The sequence below is a fragment of the Brenneria uluponensis genome, from assembly GCF_032395385.1.
In the GTDB taxonomy this organism is placed as follows: Bacteria; Pseudomonadota; Gammaproteobacteria; order Enterobacterales; family Enterobacteriaceae; genus Prodigiosinella; species Prodigiosinella aquatilis.
This window is the reverse complement of sequence record NZ_CP135917.1, coordinates 2,143,569-2,156,027: the sequence shown is the minus strand read 5'-3', so window position 1 is coordinate 2,156,027 and position 12,459 is coordinate 2,143,569. Positions and strand designations below refer to the sequence as shown.

The following is a 12,459-nucleotide window of genomic DNA, read 5'->3' as shown; positions in this document are numbered from 1 at the left end:
ATCGCTAAACCGGGCCAGAAAAAAGTGCGATCATTCTGCGCCCGTACAGGTAAAATCTCAACGGTTGACATAGACCGGGAACCCGATCATTTCAAGATGCAATCGTTAACGATAATGTTGCTCCCCCGCTGGATAAAGGCGTGATTTCCCTTGCTCCAGAACGTATATTTCCCATCACTGTAACGAACGCCTGAAGCCGATGGTGTCTGTTGCAAGGTATGGAGTTCACCATCCAGCAGAAAAGTGACGTGGGATTGCCGTGATTGCTCAATCATCGTTACCGTCAACGGCATAGTGCCACATTGATAATGTAGTGTGTGTTCCTGTTCCCCTATCCATTGGCTACATCCGCTTAAAAGCAACAGGGCTCCGCCTGTCAGCAAGTGTTTCATTAGTCTTCTCCTGTTATTTTTCCTGGCATACTGCATTCTGACTGCATTACCAACCAGACCAACACGCAACTCAATAACAGTCTAACAACCAGTTAATATCAGAAATCTCAGCGAAGTCTGATTAGTCGTGCATGGCGGGATAAATTCCCCCTAGAATGGTTTCCCGGCTGGCGCCGGTTACCGAGGGCAAATTGCCAGGAAGGCCTGATAATGTACGAAATGCCAGCCAGGCAAACGCCAGGGCTTCCATATCATCACCACTGACACCACACTCATCGGTTGTGCTAACTTCAATACCCGACAGTAACGCGGAAAGACGACACATGATCAACGGATTCCTCGCTCCTCCGCCACAAACCAGCAAACGCTCGCACCCACCGCTCAACAGCACCTGCTCAGCAATACTTACCGCCGTCAACTCCACCAGCGTGGCCTGGACATCTTCCTGTTTTATCAGCGGAAAAGCGGCGAGCTGCCTTTCCAGCCAACCAAGATTGAAGTATTCCCGCCCAGTGCTTTTCGGTGCGGGCAACGAAAAATAGGGATCAGCCAGCAGATGATGCAACAAGTCAGTATGCACCAGCCCGGTTGACGCCCATGCAGCGTTCCTGTCATAAGGCTGTGTACAATGACGCCAAATCCATGCATCCAACAACATATTACCCGGACCTGTATCATAACCTCTGACTGGTACCCCTGGCGCCAACAAGGAAATATTGGCTATCCCACCGATATTCAACACAATACGCCGCTCAGCCGGATGAAATAACAACGCATGATGAAACCCCGGCACCAACGGCGCACCCTGACCACCAAAAGCCATATCCCGGCGGCGAAAATCACCCACAGTGGTGATGCCAGTCATCGCCACAATACGGTTGTTATCACCAATCTGCATAGTGCAAGGAGCATCACCACCGGGTTCATGCCATACTGTTTGCCCATGACAACCGATAGCGGTGATATCCGCAGCGCTGATTCCCGACTGTTTCAACAACGCCAGCACAGCTTCAGCAAACAGAATACCGAGCTGGGTATCTAAATGCCCAAGTGCCGACAATGTCACCGGTTGCCCCTGGCACATGCTGAGAATAGCCAGCCTGATAGACTGTGGGATCGGATGGCAATAGCTGGCTTGCTGCGCTACGGTGTATTCATCAATCGCGGCCAGCACCACATCAACACCATCAAGACTGGTTCCCGACATCACGCCAATATATCTGCCTGACTTCATCTGATTAACCTTTTACTTTCCATGTGGATCACACAGTAATGGCAGGTGAGAAATGTACCCGATAAAAATAGCATTTCACCGACATTCTTAGTGGACTTTTGTCATTTTTTCTATGTTGTCGCCAATTTTTGTAAAAAATAACCATTTGACATGTCTTTTCACAAAAATGGAGCTTTAAAGTGAACTTTATAGTCGGTTTATTATAAAGTTAAGTGCATTATCTTATCCTGGTGATCAGGTAAAAAAGTGGAATGGTGCTTTAGTCCACGTCATACTCTGCATGTAAATAATTTAGTCGGTACAAGGGCAGCGCCAGTCCGACATTGCCATTACAGGAGCCTTATATGATGAAGCATTTTCTTGTGATTACTTTAGCAAGTATCACTTTGGTTGGCTGTGCAAATACCAGTACATTATCTGGAGACGTTTACAGCGCATCTGATGCCAAACAGGTCCAAACCGTAACTTACGGCACAATTATTTCTACACGGCCAGTACAAATACAGGCTGGCGAAGAGAATAACATTATTGGCGCTCTTGGCGGGGCAGTCTTGGGAGGCTTCCTGGGCAATACTGTTGGTGGAGGAACCGGACGTAGCCTGGCCACCGCCGCTGGTGCTGTCGCAGGTGGTGTCGCTGGGCAAAGTGTTGAGGGAGCGATAAACCGTGTTCAAGGTGTTCAGCTGGAAATCCGTAAAGATGACGGTAATACCATTATGGTGGTACAAAAACAAGGTACTACCAAATTCTATGCTGGTCAGAGAATCGCAATGGTCAGTGATGGCCGTTCAGTAACCGTTTCTCCTCGCTAATTGCAAATCGATTAATCACCACTCTAACGAGGGGTGATTAATCGGCAAAATTAAATTTCAGCAAAACACTCTGTTAATGGCAATTTAATTAACAATCAGCAGAATTTAATTTTTAAAACCAAGATTTTTCAAGTGCCATACAAATTAAGACTGCATTTCATATAACGATAAAATATTGCTTTCCAACCTAGAAATTATGGTCGCTAATTCACTAACCTCTTCAGGTGTGATTCCATTTAATATTTCACTGCGCGTTTGATCGATAACATCATTAACCGCCTGAATGATCGGGTCAGCCATATCTGTCAGCATAATGCGCTTAGCTCGGCGATCATGTACACATATATGTCTGGTAATCAATCCCTTATCTTCAAGCTGATCCAAAGTGCGGACCAATGACGGTTGTTCAATACCAATCGCCTTCGCCAACTGAATTTGGGACTGCCCTGGGGGCAGTTCATGAATATTATGCAGCGTCACCCAGTGCGTCTGTGTAAGTTCTAACGGCTTCAAACGGTGGTCTATCAAGGCGCGCCAAACACGTACTAACCGGGCTAAATCAGATCCTAATGGCAATTCCATCACTACTCCTTATAATTAGCATGCTAAGTTATATCCCTGGATTGCAATCAACTCTGATTTATAAAAATGAAAATAAGACAAAACGAAAAATATATATTTATCGTAAATACAATAAGTATTCTACCAAATAATAGTTATCTAAAAATGATCTTAAACTTAATTTATTACACAAAATATCACGACCTATCTTAAAACAAACTAGATTGCTCTGGTTCTGGCGGTATTGAAATTTTCTCAACACGCTGCAATCGTTTCATCCTTTGCCGACAAAGACGTAAGACATCCTGTTTCTGAACATCGCTCATTTGTCCCCAACTAAAACGTTCCGACCGACTGCGAAAACACCCTCGGCAAAAACCCCGCTCATCAGCCTGACAGATACCACGACAGGGATTGGGTACAGGAAAAAGCTCAAGTTGCTCAGCCACGGGACCTCCTCCTCCTCGAACCTTTTTATTGAAGCGTTGATCGTCCCGGCTGGCAAGCATTGATTAACAATAACAATAAAAATAGTTTCGTCACTATGGAAATACCAGTCAGTTTTTGTCGAAACTGCGTTTTTTTAGTAAAAAAGAGGCAAGCAATGAGAAAAATGCTTCAGGCAAGACAACATTACCTCCCACCAAGAGTCGACAGCCAGGAGGCTTCTGTGACCCATGGCTTGGACTCAAGCTATATGCACCGCTATACTTCTCTCATTGATTTTACCTGCAAATTACCATTAACCACTGAAGCCAATAGAGGAAATTATGCGTTTACTTCACACCATGCTGCGTGTTGGCGATTTATCACGTTCCATTGATTTTTATACCCATATTTTGGGTATGCAGCTACTGCGCACCAGTGAAAACACAGAATACAAATATTCACTGGCGTTTGTCGGTTATACCGAAGAGAGTGAAGGTGCAGTGATAGAGCTGACTTATAACTGGGGAGTAGACAGCTACGATCTCGGCAACGCCTTCGGGCATATTGCACTCGGGGTGGATAATGTTGCAGCTACCTGTGAGCGTATCCGCAAAGCTGGCGGTAATGTCACCCGTGAAGCAGGCCCGGTAAAAGGCGGGACCACGATCATTGCCTTCGTCGAAGATCCTGATGGCTATAAAATTGAGTTAATTGAACGTTCACAGGCCGATCTGGGTCTGGGAAACTGATATTCCCTGCATTGACAGGTGCCAGATCGGTGCCTGTTAGATCTGACGTTACTGCATCCGCCACTAAAATTTGCCATAATGCGCACTGCATTTGCTGAAGACCAATAAGAGATGATGGCTGACAAAAATAACCTTAATGTCCTGAGTGCCCGTTTTCGCGGATTCTATCCGGTCGTAATTGATGTGGAAACCGCAGGATTTAACGCTAAAACGGATGCACTACTGGAAATTGCCGCAGTGACACTCAAAATGGATGACAATGGTTGGTTACTGCCGGATCAGACATTGCATTTTCACGTTGAACCGTTCGAAGGCTCAATTTTGCAGCCAGAAGCACTGGCGTTTAACGGCATAGACCCGACCAATCCTTTACGTGGTGCCGTCAGTGAATATGAAGCGGTACATGAAATCTTCAAAGTCGTGCGTAAAGGGGTTAAAGATCAGGGATGCAATCGGGCGATTGTTGTCGCACACAATGCTACTTTCGATCATGGATTTCTCATGTCCGCTGCAGAGCGTTGTGGACTGAAACGCAATCCTTTTCATCCTTTTGCCACCTTTGATACCGCAGCGCTCAGTGGATTGGTAGTAGGACAGACAGTCCTGGCTAAAGCCTGTATTACTGCCGGTGTCCCATTTGATCCTAGTCAGGCTCACTCTGCCTTGTATGATACCCAACAGACCTCAATGCTATTCTGTGAGTTGGTAAATCGCTGGAAACGAATGGGGGGATGGCCAACAGCCACGCAACCCGAGGCAGAACCTTCACCTGCCCATAGCGAAGATTGAGATTTTCAGGCGGTGGTTACCGCCTGAAAATCATCGCGTATAAAATAACATAGTGTTGATTTATTGTTGCTGACCATCTTTCTGGGACGAGTATTTTTCTGCAGTATCCTTGATAAGTTGCTGTAACTCACCACGCTGATACATTTCAATGATGATATCGCATCCACCGACCAGTTCACCGTCTACCCATAACTGAGGGAAAGTGGGCCAATTGGCGTATTTGGGCAATTCTGTACGAATTTCTGGATTCTGCAAAATATCAACATAAGCAAAACGCTCGCCGCATGCTGACAACGCCTGTACCGCCTGAGCAGAAAAGCCACAGCTTGGCAGTTTTGGAGAACCTTTCATATATAGCAGGATAGGGTTTTCAGCGATCTGGAGCTGAATTTTTTCAATTGTCGTTGTCGTCATTCTATTGCTTCCTCAAGCACGTGATGGCTATACGGTTGATCCGCCGCCATCAGCATCAGTTATAAATATTGCCAATATCACATTGACTCTTTTGTATTGTAACGATAGCGGCAGTCACAAAAAAACGTTATCTTTTGTAGGGTTTTAAACTAGGGCTATTATTAGATAATGATTGGTGAAATCTGATGCAGAAACTGATGATAATCACACCATAATTACACTCGTTAACGATTTTTCACTATTTTGTTGTAATAAAACGGCTATTCTCACTTTTTTATCGTCCCATTTTCAGGAATACTGTGGAAATCGAGCGATTGAGGACGACATTCAGTCATAATAATTATGCGGTTATTTGTTACCTTTTTCTTGTTATTTTTTAGCAACCTGTTTTTTAATTTGGCACAAGCCGCACCACACGCCGTGGCGGTTTCCCTGCATAAGCTCAATGTGGGCGTAACTGACACGGTTGATACAAGAAAAAACAAACCGTCCAAAAACACCAAAAAAGCCACAGTACCGACACACGATAAAAAAGAGAGGGGCAGTAAGGGATACTCGCTAAAAACGACTAAAACAGCACATTCCCACAGCAAAGCCACACGAAACTCAGCCGCTCATCCCAAACATCTGACTAGACCCTCGACCAAACATCGCACAAAAAACCATGAGACTAAAGCAACAGAAATCAAGCATGTGGCATCGAAAAGACATGAGCCCACACATCACAGAACGCAAGATAGAAAAATAGCGGCACGAACCAAAAGCAGAGAAAGCAAGCACAAGAAAGCACTACCCCTTAGTGTTATGCGCAGAAAGCATTACCAACACGTCAAATTGACTGCCATGAATAAGCTGCTAAAACAGATTGGGAAACCCTATCACTGGGGAGGCGCTTCACCTGCTGCCGGATTTGATTGCAGCGGATTGATCTATTACGCCTACAAGGACGTAGTAAAAATACCGATCCCACGCACAGCTAATGAAATGTTCCACCTGCGTGATGCAGCACCGATCAAAAAGAGTGAGCTGGAAAGAGGTGATCTAGTGTTCTTCCACATTAGTAATCGCGGCGCGGCCGACCATGTCGGGGTTTACCTTGGTAATGGACGTTTTATTCAGTCCCCGCGGACAGGTTCCGATATCAAGATCAGCAAATTGAGCGGCAATTATTGGCAAGAACACTATGTCGGCGCACGCCGTGTCGTCACGCCAAAGACTGTTCGCTGATGTAACATTCTCGTTAAGCTCAAGATACCTGGGTATACCGCACCGAGGGATACTCCAACTGACAACGGGACCTTCCGGTCCCGTTGTCTTTCTGTTTTGTCATGCCAAAAATGACTAATTTAGTGGCTTTACACCGTCACTAAAGCTTATCAGTTCAGCACGGCTGTAAAACTGAACGCCATGATAATGGCCAATGCACACACTGTGGTTAACAACGACATTTTTAGAGCCGTATCCATAAATACCTCCTTTGCAGACTCAGTATTGACATCCGTTATTGTAATCAGAATGGGTTTATTACCCCAAGCCAGGCAATAAATACTACCAATAGTAGTGGGTATATGGAAACTTTCTCTTAATTTGATCGAGAAATCCTCTCCGAATATCGCAGACATAATATGAATTAGCACTTCCACTTTTGCATTAAATCGGACAGAATTTGCAGTTTACTGTACACATCCTGCGTTGGTCGAAAGCGTCAACCTTGCCCTTCAGGTCTAAACCGCCGACTCTCTCCTTCTGAAGTTCTGCTTTCGTGGTCAGAAAGAGAACTATTCGCGCAGGCAAACGATTAACCATTTACTTACTGCTGTAATCAGGTGAGTTCAGGAGTCATTTTACATGGCAACGATTAAAGATGTGGCAAAGCGCGCAGGTGTTTCTACCACAACCGTATCACACGTGATCAATAAAACACGTTTCGTCGCCGAAGATACTAAAGCCGCCGTAAGGGCAGCCATCAAAGAATTACATTATTCGCCAAGTGCCGTTGCCCGCAGCTTGAAAGTTAATCATACAAAATCCATTGGACTGCTTGCGACCTCAAGTGAGGCACCCTACTTTGCAGAAATTATCGAATCTGTTGAGAATAGTTGCTACGCAAAAGGATACACACTAATTCTGTGTAACTCCCACAACAATCTGGATAAGCAACGTGCTTATCTTTCTATGCTGGCACAAAAACGAGTAGATGGATTACTGATAATGTGCGCTGAATATCCACCAGCACTGCTTTCCATGCTGGAAGATTACCGTAACATTCCTATGGTCGTGATGGATTGGGGCAAGGGGCACAGTGATTTTACCGATACCATTATTGATAACGCTTTTGAAGGTGGCTATATGGCAGGTCGTTACCTGATTGAGCGTGGTCACCGCGACATCGGCGCCATTCCCGGTCTGCAAGAGCGGAATACGGGTAGCGGGCGTTACTTGGGTTTTCTTAAGGCCCTGAAAGAAGCGCATATCACAATACATGAAGAGTGGATTGTTCAAGGCGATTTTGAACCGGAATCCGGCTATAAAGCCATGCATCAGATACTGGCACAAAAGCATCACCCAACAGCCGTCTTCTGTGGTGGTGACATCATGGCCATGGGGGCAATCTGTGCAGCTGACGAACTCGGCTTACGTGTACCGCAGGATATTTCGGTGATCGGGTATGATAATGTACGGCACTCTCGCTATTTCACACCAGCGCTGACAACGGTGCATCAACCCAAAGAGCGTTTGGGACAGTCCGCATTATCTATGCTACTGGATCGCATTGTCAGCAAACGTGAAGAAGCACAGGTCATTGAAGTCCACCCTACCTTGATTGAACGACGCTCTGTCGCAGATGGTCCGTTCCGTGATTATCGCCGTTAATTCAGACAATTTACTTATTGCTGCCTTATTTCATTAAATTTTTAACCACTGCTTCAGACTATTTATGCTTGTCCACAGGCTGAAGCAGTCATAGACTTGCTATTGCCTTATGTGAACATAACAGGCAAACAAGACATACTGAATAGTTTTACTATCCTTATACTCAGACTGCCGAACGCCTTCGTCGTCTAATTTGGATAGGTGCTTTCCATACCAACGTTTCTCTTATTTATTTCTCTGAAATAGTTCAGAGGGTAAACGATGGATAAGCATCCACCGATTCTTATTACAGGTGAAAATTGTCTATGTTGTTCCTTGCTGTAATTCAAATGGCAAGGTAGGGAGAGATTATGAGTTCGTCTTATATAGAGGAGCTGGGTAGGCATAATACGTCCTGGTTCCAGATTGTGCATGAAATGCTGTCAATGGCTGACATCACTATTAATGGTTCGCGACCTTTTGATATCACTGTCAAGAATACCGATTTTTATAAACGCATTCTGCGTGAAGGCTCTTTAGGTCTTGGTGAGAGTTACATGGACGGCTGGTGGGAGTGTGAACGTCTGGATATGTTTTTCCATCGGGTACTGCGAGCCGGATTGGAAGAAAAAATACCGCAGCGCTGGCGCGATTTGATACGGATTCTACTTGCACGAGTCATCAATCTTCAATCAAAGAGACGATCCTGGATTGTAGGGAAAGAGCATTACGACCTCGGCAATGATCTTTTCTCACTGATGCTTGATCCATACATGCAATATTCCTGTGGTTACTGGAAACAGGCAGACACCCTGGAACAAGCTCAGGAAGACAAACTTCGTATGATTTGCGAAAAGTTACAGCTGCGTCGCGGCATGACACTGCTGGATATTGGCTGTGGTTGGGGCGGACTAGCGGCATTTGCAGCCCGTCACTACGGTGTATCGGTCACAGGTGTCACTATTTCTCGTGAGCAGCAGAAACTGGCTCAGCAGCGATGCCAGGAACTGGATGTCACGATTTTATTACAGGATTATCGCGATCTGAATCTCCAGTTCGACCGCATCGTTTCTGTTGGTATGTTTGAACACGTCGGCCCCAAAAATTACGATACTTATTTCCAACTGGTACGTAAAACCCTGAAGCCCAACGGCCTCTTTCTGCTACATACTATCGGTGCCAACAAAACGAATCTTGAAGTCGACCCCTGGATCAACAAATATATTTTCCCTAATGGTTGCCTACCGTCGGTCCGACATATTGCCCAATCCAGTGAACCTTATCTGGTCATGGAAGACTGGCACAACTTTGGGGCTGACTATGATCGAACGCTGATGACTTGGCATGCACGTTTCCAGCAACATTGGTCCGAACTGTCAGCGAATTACCCTGAAAAATTCCACCGCATGTTCAGTTACTATCTGAACGCCTGTGCTGGCGCCTTTCGCGCACGGGATATTCAACTGTGGCAGGTGCTATTCAGTGTTGACGGCGTTGAAGGTGGGATACGCGTCCCCCACTGACGGATTGACTTGGCCGCCAGCTTTATGCTGACGGCTACACTATTTTATTCTGTTGCTTCTGTGGCCGGATCTTGTTGACGGTGAGATTGATTCAACAATACACGCTCAACCGTATCCACGATCGCCTGTGTCTGTGGGTCAATCTCAATATTCACACGATCACCCAATCGTTTCTGCCCCAGCGTAGTCCGGTTTAACGTTTCAGGGATAAGATGCACGCAGAAACGACTGCGAGTAACTTCACCAATAGTCAAGCTGATACCGTCAATACCAATGAACCCTTTGTGTAGTACATATTTCATCAAGGCATCATCCGACATTCGGAACCAGATCTGGTGATTATTTTCCGAAGTCAGAATTTTAACGATGTCTGCCGTACAGATGATGTGGCCCGACATAACATGCCCACCGACTTCATCACCGAACCTGGCAGCACGCTCTAAATTAACTGAATCACCTACGTTCAAGTTACCGAGATTGGTCAAACGCAGTGTCTCTTTCATCAAATCAAAACTGACTCGCGCCCCTTCAATCGCGCTCACGGTCAAGCAGCAACCGTTATGAGCAACAGATGCGCCTGGCACCAACCCTGATAACATTTCAGGCGGAAATTGAACAATGTGCGTGCGAAAATTGGTTTTTTCATCAATGGACACAACAGGAGCCGTGCCCTGAACAATACCGGTAAACATGCGGAGTGCCTCTTAAATTCGTTTAAAAAATGCAGTGTCAACGGACCATATCCATTGATACCGACTTGATTTCAACATTATCCAGGCAGTTTGCACGATATTAAAAAGAAAACCAAACTTGATTACCGAGTAAAAGCGCTATTGAATCAGCGAATTTTTCAGCATTGCAACATAATCTCAATAGAACAGAGAGAAATGGTAATTCATTGGTTTACTGCTGATAAATCGTTACAATGCCCGCTCTTTTCATGTAAAAAAGGATGATTGTCTTTCTCTCTGGTTGAGATATCTATCGATCCTATTAGGAAGGTGTGTTCGTGCAGAAGTATCTGTCGGAGGCGCGTCAATTATTAACGCTGGCGATTCCTGTCATCATTGCGCAAGTTTCCCAGACCTCAATGGGCGTAGTCGATACGATTATGGCGGGTTCTTATAGCGCAACCGACATGGCCGCAGTAGCGGTAGGAACGTCCATCTGGTTACCAGCCATTTTATTCGGCCATGGCTTACTGATGGCGCTAACGCCTGTCGTTGCGCAAATGAACGGCTCTGGACGGCGAAATCGCATTGCTCATCAAGTACAGCAATCTTTTTTACTGGCGAGTGCCATTTCTGTTGTCACCATGATAGTTCTGTATCAGGGGCAGTACGTAATCCACTTGATGCACAATGGCCCGCCGGAACTGGCCGAGAAGGCAATTGATTACCTTCATGCTCTTGCGTGGGGTGTGCCAGGATATCTGTTTTATCAGGTTTTACGCGGTCAGTGTGAGGGGTTGTCAAAAACGAAACCGGGAATGGCTATTGGTTTCATCGGGTTATTGGTTAACATCCCGATTAACTATGTCTTTATTCACGGTAAATTGGGTATGCCTGAAATGGGTGGCGTAGGCTGTGGTGTGGCGACATCCTCCGTATACTGGATTATGATGCTTTTATTGGCCGCTTATACTCGCCAGGCCCGCTGGCTGCGGGATATCCGCCAACATCATTCGTCACTCAGGCCAGACTGGCAGGCGTTAAAGCGACTGTGGGGACTCGGCTTACCTATTGCCTTGGCAATTCTGTTCGAAGTCACGCAGTTCGCCATTGTTGCCTTGCTGGTACTCCCACTGGGTGTGGTGAATGTCGCTGGTCATCAGATCGCCCTCAACTTCAGTTCGCTAATGTTTGTACTGCCGCTTTCCGTTGGTGTTGCGGCTACCATCCGTGTCGGACATCGACTGGGAGAAGGCTCTGTAGCCGATGCTCGTGTCGCGGCCCATACCAGTATTGCATCTGGAATTGTGCTGGCAATTTGCACCGCTATTTTTACTATCACACTGCGTGAACCCATTGCCATGCTCTATAACAAAAATCCGGATGTCGTTGCGGTGGCATCACACTTAATGTTGCTGGCAGCGGTGTATCAGATTTCTGATGCCGTTCAAACCATTGGTAGCGGTGTCCTGCGTGGCTATAAAGACACCCGCTCTATTTTCTTCATTACCTTTGTTTCCTACTGGATATTAGGATTACCCAGCGGGTATGCATTGGCACTGACCGACCTAATTGTTCCCCGAATGGGACCTGCCGGCTTTTGGTGCGGCTTCATTATCGGGCTGACATCCTCAGCCATCATGATGGTAACGCGCATCCGTTGGTTACAACGACAGCCTGCATCCCTGATCCTAACTCGCGCATCTCGATAAAACAGAGGGTGTGACGAAAAAAACGGCGTACTGCATATAAGCTCGACAATCAGACTGGTAAGCAGACAATTTTTATGTTTTTCTCCTTGCCAGCGGCGATATAGCCCGTTAATATTCGTCCCCGCCGCTACTCTGGCGGCAATGTTTTGAAAATGCGTTCTTAGCTCAGTTGGTTAGAGCACCACCTTGACATGGTGGGGGTCGATGGTTCGAGTCCATTAGAACGCACCATTCTTGGTATACGATCGTAGCTCAGTTGGTTAGAGCACCACCTTGACATGGTGGGGGTCGGTGGTTCGAGTCCACTCGGTCGTACCAAT

Annotated in this window: 14 protein-coding genes and 2 tRNA genes; 9 read left to right on the top strand and 7 right to left on the bottom strand. The window is 46.1% G+C overall.

The features are described from left to right. Nucleotides 1–86: 86 nt before the first annotated feature. Together RS889_RS09880 and anmK are read right to left on the bottom strand one after the other, a co-directional pair. The gene (locus tag RS889_RS09880; RefSeq protein WP_315710507.1) at nt 87–392 is read right to left on the bottom strand and encodes an MliC family protein; all 306 of its coding nucleotides are present in this window, start codon (nt 390–392) and stop codon (nt 87–89) included. A gap of 121 nt (nt 393–513) precedes the next feature. After that, a complete protein-coding gene (anmK, locus tag RS889_RS09875; RefSeq protein ID WP_315710505.1) occupies nt 514–1,626 on the bottom strand; it encodes an anhydro-N-acetylmuramic acid kinase in 1,113 nt (370 codons plus the stop codon). Nucleotides 1,627–1,970: 344 nt separating this feature from the next. On the opposite strand from anmK, the gene RS889_RS09870 reads away from it, so the two are divergent. Next, nucleotides 1,971–2,438 carry an outer membrane lipoprotein gene (locus RS889_RS09870; RefSeq protein WP_315710504.1) on the top strand — a complete coding sequence of 156 codons (468 nt, stop codon included), beginning with the start codon at nt 1,971–1,973 and terminating at the stop codon, nt 2,436–2,438. A gap of 144 nt (nt 2,439–2,582) precedes the next feature. Here RS889_RS09870 and slyA read toward each other — a convergent pair whose 3' ends face one another. Further along, a complete protein-coding gene (gene slyA, locus RS889_RS09865) occupies nt 2,583–3,020 on the bottom strand; it encodes a transcriptional regulator SlyA (RefSeq protein WP_021016279.1) in 438 nt (145 codons plus the stop codon). Nucleotides 3,021–3,208: 188 nt separating this feature from the next. Further along, nucleotides 3,209–3,448 carry a DUF1289 domain-containing protein gene (locus RS889_RS09860; protein WP_021016280.1) on the bottom strand — a complete coding sequence of 80 codons (240 nt, stop codon included), beginning with the start codon at nt 3,446–3,448 and terminating at the stop codon, nt 3,209–3,211. Nucleotides 3,449–3,769: 321 nt separating this feature from the next. Between RS889_RS09860 and gloA the strand changes: the two genes are divergently transcribed. Next, nucleotides 3,770–4,177, top strand: coding sequence for a lactoylglutathione lyase (gene gloA / locus RS889_RS09855; protein WP_021016282.1), 408 nt, complete (start codon nt 3,770–3,772; stop codon nt 4,175–4,177). Between the two features lie 114 nt (nt 4,178–4,291). Continuing rightward, on the top strand, nt 4,292–4,966 hold the full coding sequence (rnt, locus tag RS889_RS09850; protein WP_037382065.1) for a ribonuclease T: 675 nt from the start codon (nt 4,292–4,294) through the stop codon (nt 4,964–4,966). A 60-nt stretch (nt 4,967–5,026) separates the two neighbouring features. Here rnt and RS889_RS09845 read toward each other — a convergent pair whose 3' ends face one another. Continuing rightward, entirely contained in the window at nt 5,027–5,380 is a 354-nt protein-coding gene (locus tag RS889_RS09845) for a Grx4 family monothiol glutaredoxin (protein WP_021016284.1), read from the bottom strand. Nucleotides 5,381–5,722: 342 nt separating this feature from the next. On the opposite strand from RS889_RS09845, the gene RS889_RS09840 reads away from it, so the two are divergent. Continuing rightward, nucleotides 5,723–6,607 (top strand): C40 family peptidase, encoded by an 885-nt coding sequence (locus RS889_RS09840; protein ID WP_315710501.1) that lies wholly within the window; start codon nt 5,723–5,725, stop codon nt 6,605–6,607. A 149-nt stretch (nt 6,608–6,756) separates the two neighbouring features. On the opposite strand, the gene cydH is transcribed toward RS889_RS09840, so the two are convergent. Then, nucleotides 6,757–6,846: a cytochrome bd-I oxidase subunit CydH gene (gene cydH / locus RS889_RS09835; protein ID WP_157831371.1), complete on the bottom strand. Its 90-nt coding sequence runs from the start codon at nt 6,844–6,846 to the stop codon at nt 6,757–6,759. A 382-nt stretch (nt 6,847–7,228) separates the two neighbouring features. Here cydH and purR point away from each other — a divergent pair, with 382 nt between their 5' ends. Continuing rightward, nucleotides 7,229–8,254 carry an HTH-type transcriptional repressor PurR gene (purR, locus tag RS889_RS09830; RefSeq protein ID WP_021016286.1) on the top strand — a complete coding sequence of 342 codons (1,026 nt, stop codon included), beginning with the start codon at nt 7,229–7,231 and terminating at the stop codon, nt 8,252–8,254. A gap of 350 nt (nt 8,255–8,604) precedes the next feature. Beyond that, a complete protein-coding gene (cfa, locus tag RS889_RS09825) occupies nt 8,605–9,756 on the top strand; it encodes a cyclopropane fatty acyl phospholipid synthase (RefSeq protein ID WP_021016287.1) in 1,152 nt (383 codons plus the stop codon). Nucleotides 9,757–9,800: 44 nt separating this feature from the next. On the opposite strand, the gene RS889_RS09820 is transcribed toward cfa, so the two are convergent. Then, nucleotides 9,801–10,448 carry a riboflavin synthase subunit alpha gene (locus RS889_RS09820; RefSeq protein ID WP_315710499.1) on the bottom strand — a complete coding sequence of 216 codons (648 nt, stop codon included), beginning with the start codon at nt 10,446–10,448 and terminating at the stop codon, nt 9,801–9,803. A 317-nt stretch (nt 10,449–10,765) separates the two neighbouring features. Between RS889_RS09820 and RS889_RS09815 the strand changes: the two genes are divergently transcribed. From RS889_RS09815 to RS889_RS09805, 3 genes are all read left to right on the top strand, one after another. Continuing rightward, the gene (locus tag RS889_RS09815) at nt 10,766–12,139 is read left to right on the top strand and encodes an MATE family efflux transporter (RefSeq protein WP_315710497.1); all 1,374 of its coding nucleotides are present in this window, start codon (nt 10,766–10,768) and stop codon (nt 12,137–12,139) included. A gap of 154 nt (nt 12,140–12,293) precedes the next feature. Continuing rightward, nucleotides 12,294–12,370 (top strand) — tRNA-Val (locus RS889_RS09810). 10 nt (nt 12,371–12,380) lie between these two features. Next, nucleotides 12,381–12,457 (top strand) — tRNA-Val (locus RS889_RS09805). Nucleotides 12,458–12,459: the final 2 nt, after the last annotated feature.

Excerpts from the sequence above, each read along its gene's own strand:
- RS889_RS09880 (WP_315710507.1), bottom strand. The coding sequence starts at position 392 with ATGAAACACTTGCTGACAGGCGGAGCCCTGTTGCTTTTAAGCGGATGT.
- anmK (WP_315710505.1), bottom strand. The coding sequence starts at position 1,626 with ATGAAGTCAGGCAGATATATTGGCGTGATGTCGGGAACCAGTCTTGAT.
- RS889_RS09870 (WP_315710504.1), top strand. The coding sequence starts at position 1,971 with ATGATGAAGCATTTTCTTGTGATTACTTTAGCAAGTATCACTTTGGTT.
- slyA (WP_021016279.1), bottom strand. The coding sequence starts at position 3,020 with ATGGAATTGCCATTAGGATCTGATTTAGCCCGGTTAGTACGTGTTTGG.
- gloA (WP_021016282.1), top strand. The coding sequence starts at position 3,770 with ATGCGTTTACTTCACACCATGCTGCGTGTTGGCGATTTATCACGTTCC.
- rnt (WP_037382065.1), top strand. The coding sequence starts at position 4,292 with ATGGCTGACAAAAATAACCTTAATGTCCTGAGTGCCCGTTTTCGCGGA.
- RS889_RS09845 (WP_021016284.1), bottom strand. The coding sequence starts at position 5,380 with ATGACGACAACGACAATTGAAAAAATTCAGCTCCAGATCGCTGAAAAC.
- RS889_RS09840 (WP_315710501.1), top strand. The coding sequence starts at position 5,723 with ATGCGGTTATTTGTTACCTTTTTCTTGTTATTTTTTAGCAACCTGTTT.
- cydH (WP_157831371.1), bottom strand. The coding sequence starts at position 6,846 with ATGGATACGGCTCTAAAAATGTCGTTGTTAACCACAGTGTGTGCATTG.
- purR (WP_021016286.1), top strand. The coding sequence starts at position 7,229 with ATGGCAACGATTAAAGATGTGGCAAAGCGCGCAGGTGTTTCTACCACA.
- cfa (WP_021016287.1), top strand. The coding sequence starts at position 8,605 with ATGAGTTCGTCTTATATAGAGGAGCTGGGTAGGCATAATACGTCCTGG.
- RS889_RS09820 (WP_315710499.1), bottom strand. The coding sequence starts at position 10,448 with ATGTTTACCGGTATTGTTCAGGGCACGGCTCCTGTTGTGTCCATTGAT.